We start from the raw sequence: 25,528 nt of genomic DNA on the forward strand, positions 1-25,528 counted from the left end.
TAAGTCCGCCGGCGGACACGGAACCGCGAGTGCGCTGTTCCCACTTCCGTCGGCGGCCTCGGCGAACACGACCGGCGTGAACTGCCGCGGTGCCCTCGCCAGTCCCGCGGACGCCATCGTCTCGGCGGGTGAAATCGACGCACAACCGCTGCGATTCGCCGTGGCAACTGATCGCGACCCGCTATCCTGAGGGACGTGCCGCCGAGCAGCGATGGGGTGAGGAGTCTCCCGGCCTGCGGAAACTCTGCCGACATGGACGATGTTCGCATCACACCGCCAGGAGCCACCGCCACCGTCGGCGGCTGGCTCAGCGCGCCTTCGCCGGCGTTGCAAGCTCGCGGCGACCGATGCGTCGCGGTCAACAAGGCGGCCCGGGCGCTGTTCCCGGTGCTTCGCGCGGGCGACCCGATCGCATCGGTGATGCCCGGCTGGCTGATCGACGCCCCGGGCACCGCAGGCGACCAGGCCGGCGGCCCGATCGGTGACCGCTGGTTCGCCGGCCACCGCGTGGCCCAGCAGGACGGTTCCGTGCTGTGGTGGCTGTCCGACGTCACCGACACCCTGGCCGCCCAGCGCCAGCTGCGAGCCGAGCGCGATCGGGCCGTGCTGCTGGCCCGGCTGTCGACCACCCTGCTGTCCTCCCTCACCGAGCTCCGCTGCCAGCAGATCACCGCGGAGCTGGCCGCCGGGCACCTCGCCGACGCCGCCCTGGTCGTCACCCCGGGTGAGCTGCCCGGTGAGCACGAGGTGACCTGGTCGGTGCGCGGGCAGCGTGCCCGGCTGCGTTCCCTGCGCGTCGAACCGGAAGCGGTGCCCGGGCTGGCCGAGGCACTGGGCGGGTTCCCGCCGGTTCCCTCGGGCTGGCTGGCCCCGGCGACGGCGCCGTCCTGGCTGACGCCGGCCGAGCTCGGTCCGGCCGGCGCGATCACCGTGACCTCGCTGCCCGGCCACGGCAGGCCGGTCGGCGCGCTGGTGCTGGTGCGCGCCGCGACCGAGCCGGGGTTCACCGAGGACGAGGAGACCTTCGCCCGTTCCTTCGCCGCTCAGGCGGGCACCGCGATCTCCGCGGCGCGGCTGCTCGCCCGGGAAGCCTCGGCGGCCGACGCGCTGAACAAGCAGCTGCGGCCGCCGAAGATCGGGCGGCTCGACGGCGTCGACTACTCCGGCCGCTACCAGGCCGCGGCCGACGCCGACCGCATCGGCGGCGACTTCTACGACGTGTATCCCCGCGTCGGAGCCGCGGACGGCGAGCACGACGCGGAGTCGGTCGCCGTGCTCGGCGACGTGTGCGGAAAGGGCCTCGACGCCGCGGTGCTGACCGGAAAGGTCCGCACCACCCTGCGCGCGCTGCTGCGGCTGGTCGGCGAGCACGACCGGGTCCTGAACCTGCTCAACGACGTGCTCCGTCAGGACGGCGAGGCCCGGTTCGTCACCCTGGCGCTCGCCTCGGTGTCCCGGCGCGACTCCCGGGTCCGGATCCGCCTGACCACCGCGGGGCACGTGCCGCCGCTGGTGGTCCGGGCGGACGGGCGGGTGGAGCCGGTCGAGACCTCCGGTACGCTGCTCGGCGTCCTGCCCGACCTTGAGACCACCACCACCGAGCTGTTCCTGGCCCCGGGAGAGACGTGCCTGCTCTACAGCGACGGCATCATCGAAGCCCGCGGTGGTCCGCTGGGCGACGTCATGTTCGGCCAGGAGCGGCTGGCCGAAGCACTCACAGCGTGCGTGGGCATGTCCGCTGACGCCGTCGCCGAACACGTCCACATGCTCGCCGCCGAGTGGGCCGGTACCGGACGGCACGACGACATGGCGGTCCTGGCGATCACCGCGTCCCGGGGCCGGCACCTGACCGCGATCGGCGGGCACACCCGCGGGCGGTTCACCGAATGACCGCCACGCCCTTGCACTGCACCACCCTGCATCCCACCGGCGCGACCACGGCCATCCGGCTGTGCGGCGACCTCGAGTTCGGCTCCGCCCGCGTCCTGCTCGCCACGGCCGCCGAAGCACTCGCCTCGACCGGGCTCGAGGTGCTCGTGCTCGACTGCGCGGGCCTGACCTTCCTGGACTCCACCGGGCTGCGAACCCTGCTGCTGGTCCACCGGGACACCACGGCCGCCGAGGTGCGGCTGGAGCTGAGGGATCCGCCTCGCTGCCTGGAAATGATGCTGCAGCGGACCGGCCTGTCGGCGTACTTCGCTCAGCAGCGGCACGACGACGTCCCGGCGACGGACTCCCCGTCCGCGACTCGCGACGCCTGAGTCCGCCCTGCCACTGAGAGCAGCGACTCGGCCACGGGCTCGGTGCTCCGCTCGTCAGGTGTTTCGGCTTCCAGGTGTGGGTATCCGGCCTCCACGGACCTCGACCGGCGGGGCCGGAAGAACACTGGGAGTCCAATGTCGACTGGGTACGCGAAGGTGACGAACGACCAGACCGAGACCCTGGTGCTGGACGTCGAGGACGATCTTGCCGAGTTGTCGTGGGTTCGGCGCTGGGCGCGATCCGCGTTGGGCGACCTGCCGGAGGAGGACGTGATCGACGCGGTCATGGTCATGGACGAACTGGTGTCCAACGCGCTTCGGCACGGGACACCACCCCGTCAGGTGCGGTTGCTGCGCCGGTCGAACTGGCTCCGCGTCGAAGTCGACGACTCGTGCCTGGATCCCGCGTGCCCGCGTCCGCCGTCGGAAACGGGCGGCCGCGGGCTCGCCCTCGTCGAGCGGTGCTCGGTCGCCTGGGGTCAGGACCAGCGCGGTACGGGAAAGACGGTCTGGGCGGAAATCGTTCCCACCGCACAACCGGCTCCCGAGGGCTGAACCTCGTCGGCGGTGTTTCGGGCACCGCCGCGATGGGCAACTTCCCCCCGCGCCAGGCTTCAGCAGCGAGGCCCCGGGAGGAAACCGTGCCATCGTCCGTCTTGACCGCTTCTCCCCACGAACCGGTCGACGCACCTCTGCTCGCTTTCGAACGTTTCGTCCGCCTCAACCACGTCACCGTGTTCCGGCTGGTCGCCTGTCTGCTGGGCGACGCCGAGAAGGCCGAGGCAGTCACCGAAGAGCTGTTCGTCGCGCTGTGGCGCCGGCAAGGCCGCGATCCGAGTGTCACCGATCTCCTGTGCGACGCGGTCGACCGCTGCGTCGACCGCCCGGCTACCACGTCGTTGCCCGGCGTGCTGCGTCGTGTCGGCCGCCTCGACCGGACCGGGTGGCTGCTCCACGATGTCCTCGGCTTCCCCACCGCGAGGGCGGCCGAGCTGCTCACCGTGACCGAGCCGGAACTGAGGGACGGGCTCCGGCGGGCACGGCTTGCGCTGAGCCGAGTCCTGGCGCCGTGACCGCCGGCCCGTCCGGGAACCGGCCGTGCGAACACGATCCAGCCGCCGCGTGGGAAGACCGCGAGGGAGCGAGCGCACCGTGCCCCGGTTGTGCCGCGCTGCGGGCCGAGATCGCCAGGCTCCGCCACTGCCTGAACCTGATCGCCGCCGCCGACGTCCGACCGGCGCCCGGTCTCGTCGACCGGATCATCTTTCGGATCCGGAACGCGGGATGACCGGCGACCATCAGGTTGTCGGCCGTCCCTTGCCCTTTCCGGCGGGCAAACCCGGCGCAGGCCTCGAGATCGGCGCTTACCAAGCAGAGCTGACCGGTCGCGCGGTTCTGGTGCCGTACCGAGGAGTCCGGCACCAGAACCTTCGCGAGCCGTCGAACGCACCGAGGGTGAGGAGGATCGCGCCCGACGGCCGAGAGCGACGCGGCCGCCGGACCGGGAATTCCCCTTGCCGCGCAGGGTCAAACTCGCACTGCGGTCGCGGCCGGAATCTTCGACCGCTATCTTGGCCCTCTCGAGGACTGGCGCACCCGCCACCGGTTCCCCCAGGAGGAGCATCCGATGATCAACGCCGGCTACTACGCGGGCTGGGGCACCTTGAGCCTGATCAACGCGGGACTCGCCCAGAGCAAGAACCGCAGCGGCCTGGTGTGGTTCCTGCTTTCCCTCCTGCTCGGGCCGATCGCGACGTTCTTGATCGTCTTCCTCAGCCCCGCGCCGGCAAAGGCCTGACGGAGGCCCCGCGCGCTCGAGCCGATCGACTGCTCCCGGCGGGCGCGGGGATCGACGTCATCCGAACCGGGCCATCATGCTCGTCGAAATCTTCGACGCCGAGCATCGCGCGCACCAGAGGGCGGGCAGCCGGGGCCATGCTGACGCCACGGGAATCGCACTGCAGCAGCGGAAACCGGAACCAGAACGCTCCGCACCACCAGTTGACCTGCCGTACCAGCAGCCGGTCGGCGTCCAAAACGACATGCCAACCCGGGGTGGACACCCGGGCGAGCAGCGGCCGGGCTCGGGCTGGCAGCTGCCCCATCAGCTCGGCCAAGTCGTTCCGGACGTCTTCGCTGTCAGCCCAGTCTCGCCCGCCGGTCTCGTAGTTCACCGTCTCGTATTTCATCCGAATCGTTCCCTCAGCCGCAGAGCTCGGTCATCCGGTGCCAGGGTGCCCACGAACCGCTCGTTTCACACGACCACCTTCAGGCCTTCCGTTTGTGCCGCAGCGCGCCGGGTACACCCCGAATCCGGGTGCCAGGCCGAAGGAGCGTGCCGCGATGACCGCCATTTCCATCCTGCGCGTCGAGGCCGGAGAGCTGCCGCCGGGCGCTGCGGCCCGCCGGCTGGCAGCCGAAGTGTTCGCGGACGTTTCGGCCCCCCGGCACGTCGATCTTTTGCTGCTCGTGGACGAACTCGTGACGGACGCTCAGCGCCACGGCGGACGGCTGCGGGAGGTGTACCTGTGCCGGTTCGACATGCCGACGACCGCCCACATCGAGGTGATCTCCACTCCGCCGGCCGTGCCACGCCATGACGCGGTGGAGTCGGCCGACGCCGCGCTCGGCCGGTTGATGCTCGACGAGCTGGCGGCGGCTTGGGGCGTTCAACGCGAGGGCGACGACTGGATGACGTGGGCGGAAGTGTGAGCCCGCCCGAACCCGGGCGGGCAATGGTCCCCGGCGCACCGGCAATGGCGGGTGCGTGGCCCGTCGTCACCACCGAGTGAAAACGAGTGTTTGGACAACCCCCGCCGAGGGCATCCCGGCCGCGAGGTCGGCCGCCACCAATCCCGGTGGCGAACCTCGGAAAAAGGAGTTCTCCACCGTGATCGTTCTCGGCGTCATCCTGATCGTCCTCGGGTTCGTCATCAGCATCCCCGTGCTGTACACGATCGGCATCGTGCTCGCCGTCGCCGGCGTCGTGCTGGCCATCCTCGGCGGCACCGGGCGCAAGATCGGCGGCCGCGCGCACTGGTTCTGAGCACCCCGGTCCGAGGCCTAAGTGCACACGTTCACGTGCCCGGAATGCGCCAACCTGCTGTTCTTCGAAAACGACCGGTGCGTCGTCTGCGGAACTGCCGTTTGCTACGACCGCCGGACCCGCGCGATGGTCAAGACCATCGAGTCCCGCCGGTGCGCGAACGTCGAGCGGGCCGGGTGCAACTGGACCGCCGTCGAGGGTGAGCTGTGCGACTGCTGCGCCTTGACGAGGACCCGGCCCGACGACGGCGAAACCACCGCCCACAGCGCCTTTCGCAGCGCCGAAGCGGCCAAGCGCCGGCTTCTCCACCAGCTTGACGATCTCCGCCTGCCGGTGGTCGACCGCACGGTCGACCCCCGGCACGGCTTGGCGTTCGACCTGCTGTCCAGCGCCGGCCGGCCGGTGACGACCGGGCACGCCGACGGAGTCATCACGATCGACCTCGCCGAGGCCGAGGACAGCCACCGCGAAGCCCTCCGCGCCCGGCTCCACGAGCCGTACCGCACACTGCTCGGCCATTTCCGGCACGAGGTCGGGCACTGGTACTGGGAAAAGCTGATCGCGGGCGGCCCGGCGCTGACGGAGTTCCGGCAGCTGTTCGGTGACGAACGCACCGACTACCAGCGGGCCTTGGCCGACCATTACGCGAAGCCGCCCGGCCGCGACTGGGCGGACAGCCACATCAGCCACTACGCGGCCGCGCACCCGTGGGAAGACTGGGCGGAGACCTTCGCCCACCTGCTGCACATCCGCGACACCGTGCAAACCGCCGCGGCACTGGGCGTGCTCGTGGCGGGCACCCCGATCGAACCGCACGGAGCGACGTCGGTCGACGCCGTCCCCGAGGACCACCCGGACGACCTCGACGGCCTGCTGGAGACCTGGGTCCCGCTGTCCCGTGCCCTCAACCAGCTCAACCGCAGCATGGGCAAGGAAGATCCCTACCCGTTCGTCGTTTCCGCCCCCGTCCACGCCAAGCTGCGTTTCGCCGACGACGTGATCGTCACGCAGCGAGGCCGGTGAGGCGGATCGGCTGGCATCACCCGCGGGGGTGACTTCACCGGAACGGCGGTTGAATTCTCCGCCGGCGGGTTACAGATGATCAAGCAGTCAGGCGAGGGGCGTGGCTGCGAAGAGGGGAATCAGGGGAGCGGAGGCGCGGGGAAACGTCGCCGCAGCAGTGGGTCGGGACGCCGTCGAACGGTGTCCCGGCCCGCCGCACATCATCGAGGTCGACCGCCGCGGTCGCCGGTCGAGGGCCTGGGTGCTGCAGACCGACGCGGGTCGGAAGGCGGTTCCAGCCGCAGCAACCCGGCCACCCCCATCCGCTCCAGCTTCCGGCGCGCGGGAACCGAGGCCCGCACCGAAAGAGGACATCCGTGGTCCAGGCACCGCCGGGCCATCTTCATCAGCGCATCGACGGCTTCCATCGACAGCAGCGTGACCGCCGACAGGTCTACGACGACGCCCTCGACGGCCGGGGTCACCCTCGTCCGCGCCATCAGCAGCTCGTCCTCGACGGCGGCGCCGACCGGACTTCCCGAAACCCTGACGAGGAAGACCTCGTTCGCGGCGCCGTCCGGGCCGGGCCGGTTCAGAGGTCCACGGCGTTGTTGTCGCCCGGGTCCGGCCGGTTTCCCGTCAGCCGGGCCTTCGCCATTTCGAACAGGGCCCGGGGTTTGCCGCCGGGGGTGTTCCAGTACTCGGCGGAGTCCGCGTCCACCTTCAGCAGGACGACATCGGGGTCGTCCGGGCCGTTCGGGAACCAGGCCTGGACGAACTCGTTCCACAGCTCCTTCTTGCGAGCGGCGTCGTCGACCACGGACGCGGTCCCGCTCAGCGACAGCCAGGAGCCGGAACCCGCGAAGCTGACGTTGACCTGGTCGTCGCGGCCGACGTCGGCCACCAGGTCGGCGGTCCTGGTGACGAAGAACCAGGCGGTGCCGTCGAAATCCACCTGCTGGCTGGTCATGGGCCTGCTGGTCAGCTTGCCGCCGGCGCCACGGCTGGTGATCATCGCCGTGCGGACCTCTCGCGCGATCGTGGTCACGATCCGGTGCTCGTCTTCGCTCATGGTTCTCCTCCGTCACTTTCGCGTTCGGTCAGGCCGTTTCCCTGGCCCGTTTGAACCGTCGCGCACCGTCCGTCAAGTCGACGATGGGCGCCGGGTAGTCGAGTGCGCGCCGGTCGTCGTCCGGCAGCTGCCACGGTTCGTGCACCCGGCCGCCCGGGACGTGCGCGAGCTCGGGAACGTAGCGGCGGACGTACTCGCCGTCCGGGTCGTAGCGTTTGGCCTGGGCCAGCGGGTTGAGCACCCGGTTCGGCCGGGTGTCGGTGCCGGTCCCCGCGACCCACTGCCAGTTCAGCTGGTTGTTGGCGACGTCGCAGTCCACCAGGAGCTCGGTGAAGTGCCGGGCACCCAGCCGCCAGTCCAGGTAGAGCGTCTTGGTCAGGAAGCTCGCCGTGATGAGCCGAGCCCGGTTGTGCATCCAGCCTTCCCGGGCGAGCTGCCGCATCCCCGCGTCCACGACCGGGTAACCGGTCCGGCCCTCCTGCCAGGCCGCGAAATCCCGCTTGGACTCGCGCCACCGGTCACCGTGCGGCCGGTAGTCCCGGGTGGCGCATTCCGGCCGGGCAGCGAGCACCTGGTGGTGGAAGTCGCGCCACGCCAGCTGCCGCGCGAACGCGCGGGCCCCTGCCGACCCCGTCCCGACCCGGTCCAGCAGCTCCGTGACCGAGACCGTGCCGAAGTGCAGATGCGGGGACAAGCGCGAAGTCCCCTCCTCGGCCAACGCGTCGTGGCTGTCGGCATAGCCGTCGACGCCATCGCGCAGCCACGACGTCACCAGCTTGCGTCCGGCTCGTTCGCCGCCTTCCGGGAGCTCCGGTGACGGCGAGCCGCCATCCAGCTGCCGTGCGCCGGGCACCTTCCCGGCGGCCATCCGCGGCACCTTCACCGAGGACGGCGCCCGCAGAACCCCGCGCCGGTCGGCTGCTTGCCACTTCCGCGCGTACGGGGTGAAGACCGCGAAGTGGGCTTTTCCGCCGGCGGGGGTGATGGATCCAGGCGCGACCGCGGTGACGACGGTGTCGTGGACGTGCAACGCCACGCCGAGCTGCCCGAGCTGTTCCGCCAGTCTTCCTTCGCGCGCGGTGGCGAACCTGCTCACGTCGGCGGCGACGTGCACCTCGCCGACGTCGTGGCGGCGCACGATTTCCAGCACTTCCCCGACCGGCTCACCGTGCCGGACCACCAGCCGTCCCCCGCGGTCACGAAGGCTTCGGTCGAGGTCGGCCAAGCAGTCCGCGAGGAAGGCCGCCCGGTTGGGGCACCCGAAGGAGCGCCCTATCCGATCGTCCACCACGAACAGCGGAATGCAGCGGCCGGCGGCCGCGGCCGCGTGCAGCACGGGGTTGTCGTGTACCCGCAGGTCCCGGGTGAAGAGCGCGAGCGACGTCGTCACGTCACCGGTCCGAGTCCGACTCGACCGGCATGCCGGTCATCTTGCGCACCAGCTCCTGCGCGTGAGCGTACGCATCCCCGGCTCCGGCCCGGTATTCAAGAGACCGGATGCGCTCGGTGAGGCCTTCTCCGTCTCGGGCGTGCTGCTCGGCGCCGGCCAGCACGGCCAGCAGCCGGACGGCGTCGAGCACCGGGGATTTTGCGCTGTCAACGGACATCTGCGAACTCACCTGCATCTCGTGGGCTTGACCGATCCGACTCGGGTTACCCGCAAAATCGGCGACGATGCCCCACAGGTGAAAGTCCGGTCGAAGATGACCCGAGAGAGTGAATTCGGCGGGCCCACCGCTCGCGGCGCGTCATGCCGGCGCCGTCATTCTTCGAGATCCCGCTCCGGCAGGTCACCGAGCGTGGCGAAGCCGGACAGGTACGGCGCGATGTCTCCGTGCACCGTCCACGCGCGTAGCTGACCGGCCGACCTGCGGGACATCAAGGCACGCGTCAGATCGAAAGCGTCGGCGCGGACGACGGTGGCGACGCGCTCGGCAGGTCCCCGCGAAACCCACTGCCAGGTACCACCGTCCAGCAGAATCGGTGGACGGTCGGCGACCGCGGCCCGGAACCGCTCGGCGAAGTCGTCCCGCAAGCTCGACAGTCCGGGAGTGGTCCGTCCGCCGGGAACCCGGAGGGCGCCGCGGAGATCCTGCTCGTGGATCAGGACGTCGTTCAGCGGACGGCTGGTGTGCTCACGCATCCACCGCCGCATCGGCTCGACCAGGCCCGCCCACTCCTCGAGCAGCGCCACGACGGACTTGTTCGCACGCCGGTCCACCTGCCGCTGCGTCCACGCCCCGTTGTGGTCGTCGGGCTCGTCACCCGCCAGCACGTCGGCGTCGAGCCCGACCATGTGCGCGAGAAGGTCCCGCACCGTCCACTCGGGACAAGCCGGGACCAGCTCGGTCGCCTCCCCCGAGGAAAGATCTCCGGTCAAGCCGGTCACCCGGTGCTGTGCGTTCGTCCACTCCTCGACGGGATCCACTCGCCCAGTCCAACACGACCGTCCGCCGCTCGCCGGGCGACACCCCGCGGCGGCTCATCAGGATCATCCGCTCCCCCGGGGCCACATCGCGCGCCCCGTTCCCCGCGAACGCCGAAGCCGGACGGTGGTGCCGGCTGCTGGCTGAACCGGCACCACCTCTTCAGCCGCCTCGCGCGCACGCGAGACGCGTCGGCTTACCCGATCCGGGCACCCGTCATGCGTGAACTCCCCGACGAACCGGACGACAGTGGCCCACATCACGGCGCGCGGTCAGATGATCACGACGCGGCGGCCTCGCGTGTGACCGGCCTGGCTGTCGACGTGTGCCGCCGCCGCCTCGGCGAGCGGGTACGACTTCTCGACCGGGATGCGGAGCTCTCCCCGCGCGATCAGGGCGACGGCCTCGGTGAGCGCGTCCGGCACGCTGCCGGCCACGCCGGAGAACCGGACGCCGAACCGCGGGGCGGCCAGGTCGGCGATCGAGATCACCTTCCCCGGGTCCCCGGTCAGCGCCACCAGCTCACCGAGCACGCCCGAGCCGGCCAGGTCCAGCGCCGCGTCCACCCGGCCGAGGGCCCGCACCCGGTCGGCCCACCCTTCGCCGTAGGTAGTGGCCACCGCGCCCAGCCCGCGCACGTAGTCCTGGTTCGCCGCCCCGGCCGTGCCGATCACCCTGATCCCGCGGGCGCGGGCGATCTGCAGCACCGCCGTTCCCACCCCGCCGGCGGCTCCGCTGACCAGGAGCGTCTGCCCGGCCTCGACACCCACCTCGCGCAGGACGCGCACCGCGGTCTCCACCACCGACGGATACCCGGCCGCCTCGGCGAACGTCAGCTCCTCGGGCATCCGCGCCCACGCCGACAGCACCGCGAACTCGGCGTACGTGCTCATCCCCTCCCCGAACACGAAGTCGCCGGCCGCGACCCCGCCGACTCCGGCGCCGACCTCGTCGACCACCCCGGCGGCGTCCAGCCCGACCCCGGCCGGCAGCACGACCGGGTGCGCCCCGAGCACCTGGCCCTCCCGCAACCGCCAGTCGACGGGGTTCACGCCCGCCGCCCGCACCGCGATCCGTACCTGCCCGGGACCGGCGTGGGGTTCCTCGGCGTCGACCAGACGCAGGACCTCGGGACCGCCGAACTCGGCGAAGCTGATCATCTTCATGCGCCGACCATAACACTAACGGTTAGCTTTTCAGAACGGATAGTTTTAGCGACCTGATAGTCTCCGCCGGTGACCGCGCCACCAGGACGCCGCGAGCGCAAGAAAGCCGCGACCCGGCAGAAGATCGCCGACACCGCCTTGCACCTGTTCCTCGACCGCGGGTACGACCCGGTGGGAATCCGCGACGTGGCCGCCGAAGCCGATGTCGCCGTCACCACCGTCTTCGCCCACTTCGCCTCGAAAGAGGCACTGGTGTTCGCGCAGGACGAGGACTTCGAACAGCGGCTCACCCGGGCCGTCACCGACCGCGCCGGCGAACCGCTCATCCCCGCGCTGCACCGCGAAGTCCACGCCATGGTCCGCCACTGCGCGGCGCGCGACCGGGCTCCTCTCCGGCGCATGATCAGCTCCTCGGCCGCGCTGCGGGCCTACGAGGACGCCATGCTGCTGCGGTACGCCGACGCACTGGCCACGACCATCACCACCGACCTGGACCGCTCTCCCACCGCGTGCCGGGCCATCGCACGGTTCGTCGTCGACGCCTACGCGATCGCCCGCGACGCCGCCGACCCCGGGGCCGCGCTGGACGAGATCTTCCGGATGGTCGAAGCCGCCTGGGAAGCTCCGAAGTGACGACCGCGGCAGTCACCCGTCGAAGCGGAAGTACACCGTGCGGTGGTAGTCCCCGGCAGCGGCGTTCGGGCCGCTCTCCGGCCCCAGCGACGTGACGCTGTGGAACTTGTTGCCGATCGGTGCGATCCCGTCGAGCAGCGAGAGGCCGCCGGCGGGGTAGGCGACCACGGCGTGCTGCGGATCCGGCCCTACCGCCGGCGTGAACAACCGCAGGTACATGCCCTCTTCCTCGGCGACCATCGTGATCGTGCCTTCGGCGGTGTCCAGCACGGCCCAGCAGGTCCGCGCGTGGTAGCCCTTGAACTCCGGGTACGCGAACCCGCTCGCCCCGGTCGCGGTGTTGTCGTACGGCTTGCGCCAAACATCGGGTGACACGCCGCGCAGCCGGTTCTTGTAGACGCGGTAGGGCCCGTCGCCGAGCCAGGTGAGGCCCCGGACGTTCGCCTCCGGGTAGTCGAAGTTCACCCCGAGGAAATCGTGGTCGCCGGTGGCGCGGTAGTGATAGTCCAGCCGCAGCCAGCCGTTGGCGTCGAGGCGCCAGCGCACCGACGTCAGGGCGCCGCTGTAGTCCGCTCGCACGACCCAGCCGGTGCCGTCACGGAAATGGCTGAACCCGGTGAGCGCCGCCGTCCCGTGCGCCGGGGCGGGACCGTTGGCCAGTGACACCGGCGTGCTTCCGCGGCGCGCACCGGCCAGCCGTCCGTCGGCCTTGCCGACGGTGACCCGGACGGCTCCGGCGACGAGCGTCACCGCGGTGGCGGTCTCGGTGGCGGTCACTCCGCCCGTGGTCGCCGGCCTGACCAGGCGCGCGGCGAAGTCCGGCGCCTTCCGGATGCGCCACGTCCAGGCGGCGACCTCCCGGCCAGCCGGGTCGGTCACGGTCAGCCGCAGCGCGTCGGCGCCCGTCCAGTCGGCGGGCAGGCCGAGGGTCACCGCACCGGTCGCCCCCGGGGCGACGTCCGGCGCGCCGGCTTCGCCCCCGGACAGGACCCGGTGGCCGGTTTCCGCGCCCGGCGCCGGGAAAGCCACCAGCTGCCAGGCGAACCGGCACTCCCGGAGGTTCGTGAAGTCGTACCGGTTGACCAGCTTCACGGTCTTGTCGAACGACGCAGGGAACACCGAGTCGTAGTAGCCCGGGCTGGCCAGCTGGACCGGCGACCAGATGTCCTTGATCGTGAAGAAGCTGCCTTCCTTCTCCCGGTACGGCCCCAGGATCCCGTCGGGGGCGCGGCTGCCGTTGGTGTCGAGCGCACCGCCGCGGTCGTCCCGCGCGACGCTTTCGTCGACGAGCGCCCAGATGAACCCGCCCGCCGAGCGCTGGGCGCCGCCCATGAGCTTCCAGTAGTCGTTCAGGCCGGCTCCGGCGCCGCCGTCGTAGAGTCCGTGCAGGAACTCGGTCGGCATGAAGACCGTGCTGCCGGCGGCTTTGCTCGCGGTGCTGCTGTAGGTCTGGTAGTGGCTCGTGTCGACGCCGCCGAACGTCGTCCACGGGTGCAGCACCGCGCGCCGCTGCGGGTCGTACTGCGCGAAGTCGTCGTCCAGCGCGGTGTTCCAGCCGCCTTCGTTCCCGTTGTCCCAGAACAGGATCGACGGGTGGTTGACGTCGCGCTCCACCAGGGCCTTGACCAGCGGCGCCCCGACGCCCTCGTCGTAGTGACGCTGCCAGCCGGTCAGCTCGTCCAGGACGTAGAGCCCGAGCTCGTCGCAGAGGTCGAGGAAGAACGTGTCCGGCGGGTAGTGCGACATCCGGACGGCGTTCATGTTCATGTCCTTCATCAGCCCGATGTCGAGCCGGGCGAGGCGAGGACTGGACGCCCGGCCCGACGTCGGCCAGAAGGTGTGCCGGTTCGCTCCCTTGAGGACGATCCGCTTCCCGTTGACGTAGACGCCGTCGCCGGCCCGGACCTCGATCGTGCGGAAGCCGAAGCGCTCGGCGGTGCTGTGCAGCGGCACTCCGGTGGCGTCCACAAGAGACAGTTCGACGCGGTGGAGGTTCGGTGTTTCGGCCGTCCACAACGCCGGTCGCGCCGCGGTGGTGGTCAAGGTCGCGCCGGTGGCGCCGCTCGCGACGGCGACCGAAAACGCCCCGCCGACGGCCGTGCCGTCGAGCCCGCGCAGCTGCGCGGTCACCCGGGCCGCCGCGGTCACCCCCGCGAGCGTGACGTGGGCGGCGAAGGTCCCGTCCGCGCGGGCGTCGATCGCGACGCGGTCGATCCGGGCAGCCGGGTACGCCTCCAGGAACACCGGCCGGAAGATCCCGCCGAAGTTCCAGAAGTCGCCGCGGCGCTCGGCGTCGTTCACCGAGTTGTCGGCCGACTCCTTGCTGACGGTCGCCTCGAGCAGGTTCGGCTCGCCGAGCCGCAGCAGGGCCGTGACGTCGTGGCGGAAACGGTAGAAGCCGCCCTGGTGCACCGGTCCCGCCGGGACGCCGTTGACCCGCACGTCGGCGTCGGTCATGGCGGCCTCGAACACCAGGAAGATCCGGCGGCCGGCCCAGGACGCCGGCGGCGTGAACGAATGGCGGTAGTTGCCCTTCTCCGCCGGAACCAGATCCCCGCCGTAGTGGTAGCTGCCGAAGCCGTGGCATTCCCAGTTCGACGGCGTCGGGATCTTGGCCTGCTCCCCCGCGCGCCGGCCGGCCGTGACCACGAAATCCCAGTCGACGGTGTGGTCGGCGTCGCTGCCGGTGAGCAGCATGGTCTCGGTCACCGGCCCGGCCACGGCCGCCGGCGCGGCTCCGGGCACCGGCAACCCCGCCGCGGCCACACCGGCCGCGCTGACCGCCAGCGCCTGACGTCGGGTGAGCTCCACCAGACCTCCCCAAGTCAAATCTGATATATGACACACCGTACAACGGGAACCGTCAACCCATCGGACAAGCAGCCGGACAAGTCTTGACGTCCGGTCGCGGTCCCCCCACAGTGGTGCGGCACTCCGGCCTTCCGCGCTCTCCGGCCGATTCACCGTGAAAGAGGGAAGAATGGTCTCCTCGAGCACCCGGCGGCGCCTTCTCGTCGGGATCCTGACAGTGTTGCTCGGCGCCGCCGCGGCGGCGCCGAGCAACATCGCGACCGCCGCCACCGGCTCGACCGTGGTCGGCGTGGCCTCCGGACGCTGCTTGGACGTCGTCGGCAACAGCACCGCGGCGAAGACGCGTGTCAACATCTACGACTGCAACGGCCAGGCCAACCAGGCGTGGACGTTCACCTCGGCGGGCGAGCTGCGGGTGTACGACGGCACCATGTGGCTGGACGTCGCCGGCGCGAGCACCACCTCCCCCGCCGACGCGCAGATCTACCCCTGCAACGGCGGCGGCAACCAGAAGTGGCGGATCACCGCCGACGGCACCATCACCGGCGTGCAGTCCGGGCTCTGCCTGGACGTCACCGGGGCGGGCACCGCAAACAGCACCCTGGTCGGGTTGTACACCTGCAACGGCGGGGGCAACCAGAAGTGGCGCACCTCCCTCGGCGACGCCCAGCCGCCGAGCGTGCCGGGCAACCCGCGCGTGAGCGACCTGGTCTGCGACGCCGTGACGTTCGCGTGGAACGCGTCCACCGACAACGTGGGCGTGGCGTTCTACGACGTCTACCACGACGGCCAGCTGATGAAGTCGGTGAGCGGGAGCACCCTGTCGACGAACCTCACCGTCGTCGGCGGCGTCACCTGGGGCCTGTACGTCAACGCGCGGGACGCCGCAGGCAACGTCTCGCAGGCCAGCACCACCGTGCCGATCACGCCGCCGCAGTGCCAGCCGGACACTCAGGCGCCGAGCGCGCCGACCGGGCTGACCGGCCGCGCGTCCGGCACGACGGTGACCCTGAACTGGACCGCGGCCACGGACAACATCGGCGTCCGGGCCTACGACGTCTACCGCGGCGGCGCCAAGGTCGGCGCGGTCACCGGGACCGCCACCGCGCCGCCCGCGACCACCTTCGTCGACAGCGGCCTGGCGGCGAACACGAGCTACGCGTACTACGTCGTCGCGCGGGACGCGCAGGCGAACGTGTCCTCACCCAGCGCGTCCACGACCGTGACCACCGGCGCGGCCTGTGGTGACTCCGTGTGCGCGGTGACCCAGATCGCCACCGACACCGACATCCCGTGGGGCCTGGTGACCCTGCCGGACGGCACGATCCTCTACAGCCGGCGCGACGCCCACGACATCGTCCACCTGAACCCCGCCACCGGGGCCAAGACCAGCGTGGGCACGGTCCCCGGCGTGGACAACACCGACGGCGAGGGCGGCCTGCTCGGCCTGGCCATCCCGTCGACGTTCTCCAGTGACCACTGGCTCTACATCATGCACACCTCGCCGTCCGACAACCGGATCGTGCGGCTCAAGCTGACGAACGACAAGCTCGACACGGCGTCGGAACAGGTCCTGCTCAGTGGCTTGCTGCGCAACAAGTTCCACAACGGTGGCCGGCTGCGCTTCGGGCCCGACGGCAAGCTCTACGCCAGCACCGGCGACGCCCAGAACGGCGACAACGCGCAGAACAAGGCCAGCCTCAACGGCAAGGTCCTGCGCCTCAACCCGGACGGCAGCGTCCCTTCGGACAACCCGTTCGGCAACCCGGTGTGGAGCTACGGCCACCGCAACCCGCAGGGGCTGGCGTTCGACTCCCAGGGCCGGCTGTGGGAGCAGGAGTTCGGCAACGCGGTGATGGACGAGACCAACCTGATCACCAAGGGCGGCAACTACGGCTGGCCCGCCTGCGAGGGCACGTCCGGGACGTGCGGCACCGCCGGGTTCATCGCGCCCAAGAGGACGTACTCCACGGCGGACGGCTCCTGCTCCGGCATCGCCATCGTCCGCGACGTGCTCTACGTCGCCTGCGAACGCGGGACCCGGATGTACCGCGAAGTGATCAGCGGCAGCGAGCTGACCGACGTCCAGGCCTACTTCAACGGCACCTACGGGCGCCTGCGCACCGTGGAACCCGCGCCCGACGGCGGCCTGTGGCTGACGACGACGAACAACGGCGACAAGGACAGCATCCCCGACAACAGCAACGAAAAGATCTTCCACGTCACCCTGGGCGGATAGCCGGCGGACCGGGACGGGAGCGTCAGCGCCCGGCCCGGTCCACGGAGGCCACGACCAACGCCGCGCAACGGGCCAGGGAGATGTGGCGCACCCGGGCCATCTCCCTCAGCTCACGGCCGGCTCGCTCGGTACTGAGGCCCTGAGCGGCGAGAACGGCGACCGCACGGTCGACGTCGTTGACGGGAACGGCCATCTTCTTGCGAATCCACACTACGGAAACCCTCCGGCGCCGGCACTTCGATCCGGCCGCGGGTACCCCGTCCGCACCCGTCCTAATCACGTCCCGAGAGCGGCCGCGAGGGCCCGGCGGGACCGGGTCCCCAGCTTCTGCATCGCCCGGGCGACGTGGTGCTCCACCGTGCGCGGGGACAGGTGCAGGGTCTCGGCGATCGCCCGGTTCGTCATCCCGCCGGAAGCCAGCTCGGCGACCTCCCGTTCCCGCGGGGACAACGCGTCGTCGTAGGCCGGGCGGCCGCGGGCGCGAACGAGCTCGGCATCCCCCGTCACCGAGCGCAGGCGGCCGCGGACCCGGGTCGCGTCCCACCCCGCTCCGAGCCGGGTGAACGTCGCCAGCGCCGCTTCGAGGTGCCGGGCACCGGCCGCGCCCTCCAGCGCCAGCGCCGCCGGGTACGGGGCCGCCAGCCGCGCGTACAGCGCCGACGCGCGCTCGAACGCCACGGGTTCGCCGTCGGCCAGCAGGGCCCGGGTCCATCGCAGCGCCGCGGCGGCCATCGGACAGCTCCGGCCCCGCAGGCCGGCGGCGAACTGCCCGGCCGCGTCGGCCGCCCGGCCGGGAGCCCCGGCCGCGAGCCAGGCTTGCGTGGCGACCGGGACCAGCCGGGCCGCCCAAACCCAGATCCCCTTGCCCACCAGCGATCCCCACGCCTGCTCGACCGTCGCGACGGCGTCCTCGACCCGGCCCTGGGCCAGGTCCATGCGGGCCCGGGTGGCCGCGGCGGCCGCGGCGTACGGCACGAACGCGAAGCCTTCCCGGCCGGGCCAGACGTCTTCGGCCTCGGCCCAGTCGCCGCGCGCCACGGCCAGCTGGACGAGCACCAGGCGGGCGTCCGAATGGACACCGGCGTCCGACATGCCGCGGCGGCACCGCTCGGCCAGCCCGTCCCAGGCGCCGCGCTCGAAGTCGTACAGCAGCCGGGTGCCGCGGTCGCACTGCTCGAAGAACGGCGACGCGAGCACGTCCGCGCACCGGCGAGCCTGGTCGAGGATCTCGCCCGCGGCCCGGTACCGGCCCGCGAACACCGCCCCGACCGCGGTGTTCGTGAGCCCGCGAGCCAGGTACTCGTTGTGCCGGGGGTTCAGCCCGGCCCGCGGCGGCCGCACCCGCCGCAACGGGGCCGCGTCCCCGCAGGCGACGGCCAGCGACGTCCGCGCGGCGGCGACGGCGGCCCGCGAGACGTCGTCGTCGGCGACCCGGCCGGCCCGGGCCAGCCAGGCTTCGTGTTCGGTGAGGCCAGCCCCCGGCTGGAACGGGTTGGCCAGCGCGGTCATCGCGCGCACGAGCAGCGCCGGCCGCTCACGCAGCTCGCCGATGGCCCGTTCCAGCTCTTCCCAGCCTTCCGCGCGGTTGAGCTGCTTGTGCAGCAGCACGCCGAGCTCGAGCCGGATTTCGCCGCGCACCCCGGGTGCGAGCCCGGGCAGGCCGACGATCTCGCGCAGCACCGCCACGGTCCGGGGCGAGGGCAGGGTCAAGATCGCGTTGCGGGACAGCCGCAGCGCGAGGCGGGCCCGCACCTCCTCGCCGATCTCCGCGGAGGCGAGCACCGGCCGCACGACGTCGACGACCGCCTCCGGGTCGGCGAACGCACCCGCGTCGCCGGCGGCGCGCTCGACCGCGCGCAGCCACTCCTCGGTCGCCCCGCCCCGGCGGCGGTGTTCGGCGACGTGCGCCCACGGAACGGGGTCGCGGCGGCCCAGCACGTCCGCGGCGTGCAGGTGCAGGCGCCGCCGCCGCGGGCCCGGCAGCCGGGCGCGGACGGCGGCGGCCGCGAGCGGCACGGCGAACCCGTGGTCCCCCCGGTCGTCCGCCACGAGCAGGGTGCCGGCCTCGGCCAGCGCGGTTTCGGCGTCTTCGACGGACAGCCCGGCCGCGGTGGCGAGGTCCGCGACGGCCGCCGGACCGCCGAGCACGCCCGCCGCCGCCACGAGGGCGGACGCGGCCGGGGACAGCGCGGCGAGCCGGGTGGCGGTCAGCTGCGCGAGCCGGGCGGGCACCCCGAGCGCGTCGACGTCCTGGGTCGTGAACGGCCCATCGCCCGAGCCCGTCGCACCGAGCAGCTCCAGCAGGTCGGCGACGACCTGGACGTTGCCGCCGGAAAGCTGCGCGAGCCGGGCCACCACCTGGCGCGGGCAGCGCTCGGGCCCGAGCCGCGCGTGGACCAGCTCCTGCACCCGGCCGTCGGTCCAGGGCGCGGTGCGGTCGTGGCGCACCGACAGCGCCGCCGGCAGCGCGAGCCCGGGTCCCAGCGGGAGGTCGGGATCGGCGAGCTCCTCCGGGCGCGCCGTGACGACGGTGACGCATCCGCTCCCCGCCCGCTCCACCCAGTCGCGCACCAGGGCGACGAACCCGGCGGGCGCGCGCTGGACGTCCTCGACGACCAGCAGCGCGGGCGCCTCCCGCGCCAGGCGTTCGCGCCACGCGCCGACGTCGTCGCGCTTCGCGGGATCCGGCGGCGGGCCGACCCCCACGGCGGACCGCACGAGCGGGCTGTGCGCGGAGGTGAACGACAGGTCCACATGGGACACACGCGCGTCGCGGGCGAGGGCGACCAGCTCCGCGGTCCGCGTGGTCTTCCCGGTTCCCGCGGCGCCGGTGACCAGCACCAGCAGCGGCCGGTCCCGCTCCCCCAGCAGGGTCTGCCGCACGAGCCCGGCCGTGGACCGGGCCTGGTCGCCGGGGGTGCGGGGGCTCATCGGCGCATCGTAGGCCGGGCCCGGGAGGAGGGCACCAGCCGAAAGGCGGGCCCCGGCATTTGTTTGGGTATCCGTAGTTCCCGGCTCGCGCATGGCCGAGCGGGCGGCTCCGGAGCGAGGATCTCCTCCGGCAGAGCTGCGGCGCCGGCGGATGATCCCGCGTCCCGATCGCGCGGTCGGACGGCGCCGAACCTGCCGGCACGAAGACGCCACCGCTGTCCGTGCCCGAGGGCGGCTCCGGCCCTCCCCGAGCCGGAGCCGCCCTCCCCACTCCCCTCCTCCCTGGAGCACGACAATGAACGATTCGCTGGTCCGACGCGGCCTCAAGCGCTTCGCCGCCCCCGTCCTGGGCGTCTGCGCGACGCTCGCCCTAGTCACCGTCCCGCCCGCCTCCGCTCTGACCGCCCACCCGAGGACCACCGGCCACCCCCTCGGACCCGGCGGCGACGTCGCCACCGCGGTCGCGCCCGCCAAACCCGCCGCCGACGTCTTGCCGGTGACGAAGTCCTGCACGAGCGCACTGCGGATCCGGGCCCAGCGGATGACCGCCGCCCAGCTGAGCGCGACCTGTTCGAGCCTCACCGGGCAGGACGCCTACTTCCACCAGCTGGTGAAGGACAGCGGCCCGGTCGCCGGCGACCGCAACACGGCGCTGGAGGTGGACGTGTTCGACTCCCGCGCCGACTACCAGTACTACGCACCGTCGATGTTCGGCATCAGCACCGACAACGGCGGCGTCTACCTCGAAGGCGACCCGTCGGCGGCGGGCAACCAGGCCCGGTTCGTCGCCTACCGCGACGACACGAAGCCGGCGTTCGAGATCAAGAACCTCAACCACGAGTACACCCACTACCTCGACGGCCGGTACGACCTCTACGGCGACTACCAGGCGAACATCTCGACGCCGACGCAGTGGTGGATCGAGGGCCTGGCCGAGTACGTGAGCTACAGCTACCGAAAGGTGTTCTACAGCCAGGCCGCGACCGAAGCCGGGAAGCGCACGTACGCGTTGAGCACGCTGTTCGACAACACGCCCGGCAACGACCAGACGCGCACGTACGTCTGGGGTTACCTGGCGGTCTGGTACATGGCGGAGAACCACCCCGCCGACGTCACCCAGCTGCTCGGCTACTACCGCACCGGAGCGTGGAGCGCCGCGCGGACGTTCCTGAAGCAGACGATCGGCACCCGCTACGACACCGACTGGTACCGCTGGCTGCTCACCTGAGCCCGCTCCGCCGGCGGCTGGAGATGCCGTCGAGCTACCGTGGCCGGGGAGGAAGCAGGCAACGGAGGGGAGTTCGTCGTGGCCGCCGAGCCGTTCGAGGCCAGCATCACCGACGCCGAGATCGCGGACCTGCGCGACCGGTTGCGCCGGACGCGCTGGCCCGAACCCGAGCCGGTGCCCGGCTGGTCACAGGGCATCCCGCTGGCGTACATGCAAGAGCTGTGCCGCAGCTGGGCCGAAGACTACGACTTCGGTTTCGCGGCGCGGGTCAACGCCTTCCCCCAGTACCGCGACACCGTCGACGGGCTGGGCATCCACTTCCTGCACGTCCGCTCACCGGAACCGGACGCGTTCCCGCTGGTGCTCACGCACGGGTGGCCGGGATCGGTGCTCGAGTTCCTGGCCGTCCTCGGCCCGCTGACCGACCCCCGGGCGCACGGCGGGGACCCGGCGGACGCCTTCCACGTCGTCGCGCCGTCCCTGCCCGGGTACGGCTGGAGTGACAAGCCGTCGACGACCGGGTGGGGCGTCACGCGCACCGCGCGCGCCTGGGACACGCTGATGGGTTCGCTCGGCTACGAGCGTTACGGCGCGCAGGGCGGTGACTGGGGGTCGGCGGTGTCCGGCGCGCTGGGCGAAGTGGCGCCCGAACGGGTCGCCGCCGTGCACCTGAACCTCGGGTCGGTGGCGGCGGGCACGTTCGACGACCCGACGCCCGCGGAACTGGCGAACCTCGAGGCCGAGCGGGAGTTCCAGCGCACCGGCCGGGGGTACTCGGCGGTGCAGGCGACCCGGCCGCAGACCCTCGGCTACGGCCTCACCGACTCCCCGGCGGGTCAGGCCGCCTGGATCGCCGAGAAGTTCCGGGCCTGGACCGACCACGACGGCGACCACGAGGACGCGGTGTCCCGGCAGAAGATCCTCGACGAGATCTCGGTGTACTGGTTCACCGCGTCGGCCACGTCGTCGGCGCGCCTGTACTGGGAGAGCTTCGCCCGCTTCCGGGACAAGGTCACCGCACCGTCCGGGCTGTCGGTCTACCCGCGAGACATCACCCGGCCGTCACGGCGGGAGGCCGAACTGCGGTTCACCGACCTCCGCTGGTTCGAGGAACTGCCGAGAGGAGGCCACTTCGCCGCACTGGAGCAACCGGAGTCGCTGGTCGAGCAGATCCGCGGGTTCTTCCGCCTCTTCCGCTGACGACCGTGGCCGGGTGAAGACGGCAGCGGAAGGCCGCTCGACGCGCGCGACAGGGGCGGGCACCCGAGCTGCCGGCGTTCCGTGTCGGTCGATCGACCCACCGCACCCGGTTCGGCGGACGGATACGGTACCCGGGTGGACGTTCGCCGGGCGAGCCCCGAAATCATCGCCGCCGGCGTGACACTGGCTGCCGGGCTGTGGGGCTATTTCACGTTCTTCGTCCACGGCGACACCCATGCTCGCGATCTCGGCGTCACGCTGCTGTTGGGCGCCTACGCGCTCAACGGCCTGCTTCAGGTGTTGTCGGCCGTCTACCTCCGGACCGACCTCGACCTCCGCGAGAAACTGGCCTGGGGTTTCGACTCCTGGCCGGAACGGCGCGGGCCTTCCGGCGTGACGGCGGCCGTCGTGTGGTTCGGCCCGGTCGCCGCCGGGCTCGTCGTCATGCTCGTGGCCACCCCGGGCTCGACTCCTTCCGGCGACCGGCACTTCGGGATCCACACGGCGATCCTGCTGCTGTCCCTCCTCGGGTTGGCCGCGGTGCCGCTGGGCGGAATGCTCTGGCTCTTCGCCGTGCTGCCGCTCACCGCGGTGGTCGGCGCGTTCCTGCCCGGCGAGTCCGGCGGCGACCGGAGGACGACACGCGCGGAAATCATCTCTCGCTCCTGGATCCTGCCCGCCACCGCGGCGTTCGCCACGATCGTGACTTTCGGCCGCAAGCTCAACCATTCGGACTTCGGCCGGTGGCTTGCCGACGACTTCGGCCTGCCGTTCCCCCCGGCGGCGTTCCTCGCACTGCTCTCGATCGCGATGATCGTCACGCTGGTCGTCGTCCACCAGCGGGCGAGGTCCGCGCAGGCACGATCCGGTCCCTGACTTCCCGGTGTGCACCCTGTGCCTCGGGACGCGACGGACCACGTTTCGCCCGCGGCTCGAACGGGCATTCGATCACTCAGTTCGCCAGAACGGACCGAGGGGGTCATCAGTCTCTTGACGATCACCACCGGCGTGCGCCGATCCGGTTCCTGAACCGTGCACGCCAGAACTGTGAACCGACGACTGCTGCTGACGCTCGCGCTCGCGGGCGCGGCGTCCGCCTGCGGCACTCACCAGCCGAGTCCGGCCGCCCGGACGGCACCGCCCCAGCCGGCCTCTTCACCGGATCCCACCCCGGAATCCACGCCTTCGCCGTCTTCGAGAGCGGACACCACGCCCCCGCTCCTCGTCGGCTTCTGCGGCACGCCGGGCTCTCCCGCCCTCGGCGCCATGACGGGCGACCTGGCCGTCGCGAGCCGGAAGCTCCGCGACACGATCGGCACCTACCCTCCCGCGCGACCGGTCCAACCGGTCGTCGAGCTCATCGCCACGACCGCACACCGCTCGCCCGGCGCCGACGGCAGGTACCGCAGCCGGTGCACCGACGAAACGGTGCGGCACTACCTCGACGCCGCGCGGGAGCTCGACGGCGTGCTCCTGCTCAACATCCAGCCGGGGCAGGCCGACTTCCTGCCCGAGGTGCAGGCATACGAGCGATGGCTCACCGAACCCGACGTCGGCGTCGCCCTCGATCCCGAATGGGCGGTGGATCCCGGGGTCGTCCCCGGCGAAGAGTTCGGCAACACCACCGGGTCCGAACTCGACGACGTGGCGAGCTACCTCGGGAAGCTGGTCGAAGACCATCGGCTGCCGGACAAGATCATGGCCTACCACCAGGTGGCGTCGTCCGTGGTCCGCGACGAACGGTCGCTGGGCGTCCACAGCGGTGTCTCGGCGCTCAAAGTGGTGGACGGAATCGGCTCGGCGTCCGCCAAGAGCGCGACCTGGCGGAAACTCACCAGCGATCTCCCCGACGGGGTTCGGACGGGTTTCAAACTCTTCTTCGACGAAGACACGCGAAACGGCTCCGCGCTGATGACACCCTCGCAAGTGCTGGCCCTCGAGCCGACGCCGTCCTACGTCGTCTACGAATAACCCTTCTCCTTGCCCCGTACGGCTGTGGCGGTCATGTCACGCCGAGACCTTCGCGTGGGATCCGGGGCGCACCAGCCGGATGCGAGCCGCTCCACCCTGGATGGGTGGTGGGTGCCCCTGAACCGAGTGAACCCTCTGCGTCAACGCCCAATTACGGCGAGTGGTGAAGGATGGTGGGAGAGGCAGTCTCACGACCCAGTGCAAGGAGCGTGTTCATGACCGTCTTCACCCCAGTCCGGCTCGGTGCGGCGACGTGCGCGGTCGCCCTGCTCGCGGCGGCAGGCGCCGTGTCCGGCACCGCGGTGGCCGCGCAGCCGACCGGGCCGGCCGCCGCACCGAAACTCGCGGTGTGCGCCACGGGAACCGGAAAGATCAGCCTGGACCTGAAAGGAATGGTCAGCCTGATCAGCCAGGCCAACTCCGTCTCCTCGGAAGTGACCGCCACCGTGGACACCCCTTCGGCCGGGTGCGTGATCGAGGCGTCCGGTCTGTTGCCGACGCTCACCAGGAAGCTCAACCTCGTCGCCCGGGGCGGACGATTGGTCGTGGACACGACGAAGGCGACCGCGATCGGCGCGGTGAACTCTGCGTTCGTGGTCGCCAAGACAGGCGTGCTGACGCTGACCAACTTCGGCATCACCGGCGCCGCGGGCGCGAGCCTGGGCGGGGTGGCCACCGTGGGTGGCACCGTGACGTTGAACGACTGCGTGGTGTTCGGCAACGCGACCCGGGGCATCGATGTGCTCGGCGGCACGGTCACCGCGGTCAACTCGACCATCCGTGAGAACGTCGGTGGCGTACGGGTGCGCGGCGGCGGGGCGCTGGTTCTGACCGGCAGTTCGGTGCTGGGGAACACGACGGTGTCCGCCCCCGGCGCCGGCGGCGGTGTCAGCGTGTCCGACCGGAACTCCTCCGTCCGGCTGGACCACAGCTTCGTGGACAACAACAGCTCCGTGGGCATCGGAACCGGTGGTGGCGGCGGGCTGGCGCTCGACGCGTACACCTCGGCGGTCGTGGTCGACAGCAGCGTGTCGGGCAATGTGGCCTCCCGGGCCGCCAAGCTGCTGCCCACCGTGCTCGACCAGCGGACGTCCGGCGGCGGGATCGACGTCGGCGAGCAGGTCAAGCTGACCGTGACCCGCTCCAAGATCAACGGGAACCGGGTCGACGGCGTGAAGGCGGGCATCGGCGGTGGTCTGTACGTCGCCGGACCGCGGGCGACCGTCACCGTCACCGACAGCGAGATCAAGAGCAACACCGTGACCGCGGTGAGCGGGAACGTCAAGGGCGGCGGCATCGCCGCCGGCATCGGCAGCAGGTCGGCGGTTTCGGTGAGCGGTTCCGTCGTGACCGGCAACGTTCCGGTCGACTGCGAGCCGGTCACGCTCGCCTGTTGAGGCGACCGGCCATGGCGGAACCGGCTTGACGGGCAGTCGAGAGCCCGGCGGGGGGGGGGGGGGGGGGGGGGGGGGGGGGGGGGGGGGGGGGGGGGGGGTGGGGGTGGGGTGGGGGGGGGTGGGGGGGGGGGGGGGGGAGAGATGC

The 25,528-nt window shown here is 71.7% G+C and carries 25 protein-coding genes; 15 read left to right on the top strand and 10 right to left on the bottom strand.

Annotation, left to right across the window (positions count from 1 at the left end; all coding sequences use genetic code 11):
- Positions 1-252 precede the first annotated feature (252 nt).
- The 5 genes from ACZ63E_RS25950 (at position 253) to ACZ63E_RS25970 (ending at position 4,059) form a co-directional block, all read left to right on the top strand.
- The gene (locus tag ACZ63E_RS25950; protein WP_465338701.1) at positions 253-1,890 is read left to right on the top strand and encodes a PP2C family protein-serine/threonine phosphatase; all 1,638 of its coding nucleotides are present in this window, start codon (positions 253-255) and stop codon (positions 1,888-1,890) included.
- On the top strand, positions 1,887-2,261 hold the full coding sequence (locus tag ACZ63E_RS25955) for an STAS domain-containing protein (RefSeq protein WP_465338702.1): 375 nt from the start codon (positions 1,887-1,889) through the stop codon (positions 2,259-2,261). The genes ACZ63E_RS25950 and ACZ63E_RS25955 overlap by 4 nt, the downstream gene beginning before the upstream one ends.
- A 135-nt stretch (positions 2,262-2,396) precedes the next feature.
- On the top strand, positions 2,397-2,816 hold the full coding sequence (locus ACZ63E_RS25960) for an ATP-binding protein (RefSeq protein ID WP_465338703.1): 420 nt from the start codon (positions 2,397-2,399) through the stop codon (positions 2,814-2,816).
- Positions 2,817-2,917: 101 nt separating this feature from the next.
- Positions 2,918-3,334 (top strand): RNA polymerase sigma factor, encoded by a 417-nt coding sequence (locus ACZ63E_RS25965; RefSeq protein WP_465338704.1) that lies wholly within the window; start codon positions 2,918-2,920, stop codon positions 3,332-3,334.
- Positions 3,335-3,888: 554 nt separating this feature from the next.
- Positions 3,889-4,059, top strand: a complete 171-nt coding sequence (locus tag ACZ63E_RS25970) for a hypothetical protein (protein WP_465338705.1) — start codon at positions 3,889-3,891, stop codon at positions 4,057-4,059.
- On the opposite strand, the gene ACZ63E_RS25975 is transcribed toward ACZ63E_RS25970, so the two are convergent.
- Positions 4,034-4,450 carry a hypothetical protein gene (locus ACZ63E_RS25975; RefSeq protein WP_465338706.1) on the bottom strand — a complete coding sequence of 139 codons (417 nt, stop codon included), beginning with the start codon at positions 4,448-4,450 and terminating at the stop codon, positions 4,034-4,036. The two genes, ACZ63E_RS25970 and ACZ63E_RS25975, sit on opposite strands and share 26 nt — an antisense overlap.
- A 154-nt stretch (positions 4,451-4,604) precedes the next feature.
- On the opposite strand from ACZ63E_RS25975, the gene ACZ63E_RS25980 reads away from it, so the two are divergent.
- The 3 genes from ACZ63E_RS25980 to ACZ63E_RS25990 all read left to right on the top strand — a co-directional run bounded on the left by ACZ63E_RS25980 (position 4,605) and on the right by ACZ63E_RS25990 (position 6,330).
- Positions 4,605-4,973 carry a hypothetical protein gene (locus ACZ63E_RS25980; protein ID WP_465338707.1) on the top strand — a complete coding sequence of 123 codons (369 nt, stop codon included), beginning with the start codon at positions 4,605-4,607 and terminating at the stop codon, positions 4,971-4,973.
- 178 nt (positions 4,974-5,151) lie between these two features.
- Positions 5,152-5,307 (top strand): hypothetical protein, encoded by a 156-nt coding sequence (locus ACZ63E_RS25985; RefSeq protein WP_465338708.1) that lies wholly within the window; start codon positions 5,152-5,154, stop codon positions 5,305-5,307.
- 21 nt (positions 5,308-5,328) lie between these two features.
- Entirely contained in the window at positions 5,329-6,330 is a 1,002-nt protein-coding gene (locus ACZ63E_RS25990; RefSeq protein WP_465338709.1) for a zinc-binding metallopeptidase family protein, read from the top strand.
- Between the two features lie 200 nt (positions 6,331-6,530).
- Here ACZ63E_RS25990 and ACZ63E_RS25995 read toward each other — a convergent pair whose 3' ends face one another.
- From ACZ63E_RS25995 to ACZ63E_RS26020, 6 genes are all read right to left on the bottom strand, one after another.
- Complete coding sequence (locus ACZ63E_RS25995) at positions 6,531-6,809, bottom strand: STAS domain-containing protein (RefSeq protein WP_465338710.1); 279 nt, start codon at positions 6,807-6,809, stop codon at positions 6,531-6,533.
- A 92-nt stretch (positions 6,810-6,901) separates the two neighbouring features.
- Complete coding sequence (locus ACZ63E_RS26000) at positions 6,902-7,381, bottom strand: pyridoxamine 5'-phosphate oxidase family protein (RefSeq protein WP_465338711.1); 480 nt, start codon at positions 7,379-7,381, stop codon at positions 6,902-6,904.
- 28 nt (positions 7,382-7,409) lie between these two features.
- Positions 7,410-8,771: a cryptochrome/photolyase family protein gene (locus ACZ63E_RS26005; protein ID WP_465338712.1), complete on the bottom strand. Its 1,362-nt coding sequence runs from the start codon at positions 8,769-8,771 to the stop codon at positions 7,410-7,412.
- 1 nt (position 8,772) lies between these two features.
- Complete coding sequence (locus ACZ63E_RS26010) at positions 8,773-8,988, bottom strand: hypothetical protein (RefSeq protein WP_465338713.1); 216 nt, start codon at positions 8,986-8,988, stop codon at positions 8,773-8,775.
- A gap of 155 nt (positions 8,989-9,143) precedes the next feature.
- Positions 9,144-9,809, bottom strand: a complete 666-nt coding sequence (locus ACZ63E_RS26015; RefSeq protein WP_465338714.1) for a maleylpyruvate isomerase family mycothiol-dependent enzyme — start codon at positions 9,807-9,809, stop codon at positions 9,144-9,146.
- 270 nt (positions 9,810-10,079) lie between these two features.
- Entirely contained in the window at positions 10,080-10,973 is an 894-nt protein-coding gene (locus tag ACZ63E_RS26020) for an NADP-dependent oxidoreductase (RefSeq protein ID WP_465338715.1), read from the bottom strand.
- Positions 10,974-11,042: 69 nt separating this feature from the next.
- Here ACZ63E_RS26020 and ACZ63E_RS26025 point away from each other — a divergent pair, with 69 nt between their 5' ends.
- Positions 11,043-11,606, top strand: coding sequence for a TetR/AcrR family transcriptional regulator (locus tag ACZ63E_RS26025; protein WP_465338716.1), 564 nt, complete (start codon positions 11,043-11,045; stop codon positions 11,604-11,606).
- A gap of 12 nt (positions 11,607-11,618) precedes the next feature.
- Here the strand turns inward: ACZ63E_RS26025 and ACZ63E_RS26030 are convergent, their stop codons facing one another.
- Positions 11,619-14,417, bottom strand: coding sequence for a glycoside hydrolase family 2 TIM barrel-domain containing protein (locus ACZ63E_RS26030; protein WP_465338717.1), 2,799 nt, complete (start codon positions 14,415-14,417; stop codon positions 11,619-11,621).
- Between the two features lie 169 nt (positions 14,418-14,586).
- Between ACZ63E_RS26030 and ACZ63E_RS26035 the strand changes: the two genes are divergently transcribed.
- Positions 14,587-16,656 carry a PQQ-dependent sugar dehydrogenase gene (locus ACZ63E_RS26035; RefSeq protein ID WP_465338718.1) on the top strand — a complete coding sequence of 690 codons (2,070 nt, stop codon included), beginning with the start codon at positions 14,587-14,589 and terminating at the stop codon, positions 16,654-16,656.
- 22 nt (positions 16,657-16,678) lie between these two features.
- On the opposite strand, the gene ACZ63E_RS26040 is transcribed toward ACZ63E_RS26035, so the two are convergent.
- Positions 16,679-16,867, bottom strand: a complete 189-nt coding sequence (locus ACZ63E_RS26040; protein WP_465338719.1) for a hypothetical protein — start codon at positions 16,865-16,867, stop codon at positions 16,679-16,681.
- A 65-nt stretch (positions 16,868-16,932) separates the two neighbouring features.
- Positions 16,933-19,587, bottom strand: a complete 2,655-nt coding sequence (locus tag ACZ63E_RS26045) for a LuxR C-terminal-related transcriptional regulator (protein WP_465338720.1) — start codon at positions 19,585-19,587, stop codon at positions 16,933-16,935.
- Between the two features lie 295 nt (positions 19,588-19,882).
- Between ACZ63E_RS26045 and ACZ63E_RS26050 the strand changes: the two genes are divergently transcribed.
- The 5 genes from ACZ63E_RS26050 (at position 19,883) to ACZ63E_RS26070 (ending at position 25,383) form a co-directional block, all read left to right on the top strand.
- On the top strand, positions 19,883-20,815 hold the full coding sequence (locus ACZ63E_RS26050; protein ID WP_465338721.1) for a collagenase: 933 nt from the start codon (positions 19,883-19,885) through the stop codon (positions 20,813-20,815).
- A 78-nt stretch (positions 20,816-20,893) separates the two neighbouring features.
- Positions 20,894-22,015 carry an epoxide hydrolase family protein gene (locus ACZ63E_RS26055; RefSeq protein WP_465338722.1) on the top strand — a complete coding sequence of 374 codons (1,122 nt, stop codon included), beginning with the start codon at positions 20,894-20,896 and terminating at the stop codon, positions 22,013-22,015.
- Between the two features lie 135 nt (positions 22,016-22,150).
- Positions 22,151-22,891 (top strand): hypothetical protein, encoded by a 741-nt coding sequence (locus ACZ63E_RS26060; RefSeq protein WP_465338723.1) that lies wholly within the window; start codon positions 22,151-22,153, stop codon positions 22,889-22,891.
- Positions 22,892-23,281: 390 nt separating this feature from the next.
- Complete coding sequence (locus ACZ63E_RS26065; protein WP_465338724.1) at positions 23,282-23,986, top strand: hypothetical protein; 705 nt, start codon at positions 23,282-23,284, stop codon at positions 23,984-23,986.
- A 215-nt stretch (positions 23,987-24,201) separates the two neighbouring features.
- Positions 24,202-25,383 carry a right-handed parallel beta-helix repeat-containing protein gene (locus tag ACZ63E_RS26070; RefSeq protein ID WP_465338725.1) on the top strand — a complete coding sequence of 394 codons (1,182 nt, stop codon included), beginning with the start codon at positions 24,202-24,204 and terminating at the stop codon, positions 25,381-25,383.
- The last annotated feature ends 145 nt before the right edge of the window (positions 25,384-25,528 follow it).

The sequence above is a fragment of the Amycolatopsis sp. NPDC104819 genome, assembly GCF_055583145.1.

What these genes read in the sequence shown, in the direction of transcription:
- ACZ63E_RS25950 (WP_465338701.1), top strand. Translation starts at nt 253, where the DNA reads ATGGACGATGTTCGCATCACACCGCCAGGAGCCACCGCCACCGTCGGC.
- ACZ63E_RS25955 (WP_465338702.1), top strand. Translation starts at nt 1,887, where the DNA reads ATGACCGCCACGCCCTTGCACTGCACCACCCTGCATCCCACCGGCGCG.
- ACZ63E_RS25960 (WP_465338703.1), top strand. Translation starts at nt 2,397, where the DNA reads ATGTCGACTGGGTACGCGAAGGTGACGAACGACCAGACCGAGACCCTG.
- ACZ63E_RS25970 (WP_465338705.1), top strand. Translation starts at nt 3,889, where the DNA reads ATGATCAACGCCGGCTACTACGCGGGCTGGGGCACCTTGAGCCTGATC.
- ACZ63E_RS25975 (WP_465338706.1), bottom strand. Translation starts at nt 4,450, where the DNA reads ATGAAATACGAGACGGTGAACTACGAGACCGGCGGGCGAGACTGGGCT.
- ACZ63E_RS25980 (WP_465338707.1), top strand. Translation starts at nt 4,605, where the DNA reads ATGACCGCCATTTCCATCCTGCGCGTCGAGGCCGGAGAGCTGCCGCCG.
- ACZ63E_RS25995 (WP_465338710.1), bottom strand. Translation starts at nt 6,809, where the DNA reads ATGGCGCGGACGAGGGTGACCCCGGCCGTCGAGGGCGTCGTCGTAGAC.
- ACZ63E_RS26000 (WP_465338711.1), bottom strand. Translation starts at nt 7,381, where the DNA reads ATGAGCGAAGACGAGCACCGGATCGTGACCACGATCGCGCGAGAGGTC.
- ACZ63E_RS26010 (WP_465338713.1), bottom strand. Translation starts at nt 8,988, where the DNA reads ATGTCCGTTGACAGCGCAAAATCCCCGGTGCTCGACGCCGTCCGGCTG.
- ACZ63E_RS26020 (WP_465338715.1), bottom strand. Translation starts at nt 10,973, where the DNA reads ATGAAGATGATCAGCTTCGCCGAGTTCGGCGGTCCCGAGGTCCTGCGT.
- ACZ63E_RS26035 (WP_465338718.1), top strand. Translation starts at nt 14,587, where the DNA reads ATGGTCTCCTCGAGCACCCGGCGGCGCCTTCTCGTCGGGATCCTGACA.
- ACZ63E_RS26045 (WP_465338720.1), bottom strand. Translation starts at nt 19,587, where the DNA reads ATGAGCCCCCGCACCCCCGGCGACCAGGCCCGGTCCACGGCCGGGCTC.
- ACZ63E_RS26050 (WP_465338721.1), top strand. Translation starts at nt 19,883, where the DNA reads ATGAACGATTCGCTGGTCCGACGCGGCCTCAAGCGCTTCGCCGCCCCC.
- ACZ63E_RS26065 (WP_465338724.1), top strand. Translation starts at nt 23,282, where the DNA reads ATGACGGGCGACCTGGCCGTCGCGAGCCGGAAGCTCCGCGACACGATC.
- ACZ63E_RS26070 (WP_465338725.1), top strand. Translation starts at nt 24,202, where the DNA reads ATGACCGTCTTCACCCCAGTCCGGCTCGGTGCGGCGACGTGCGCGGTC.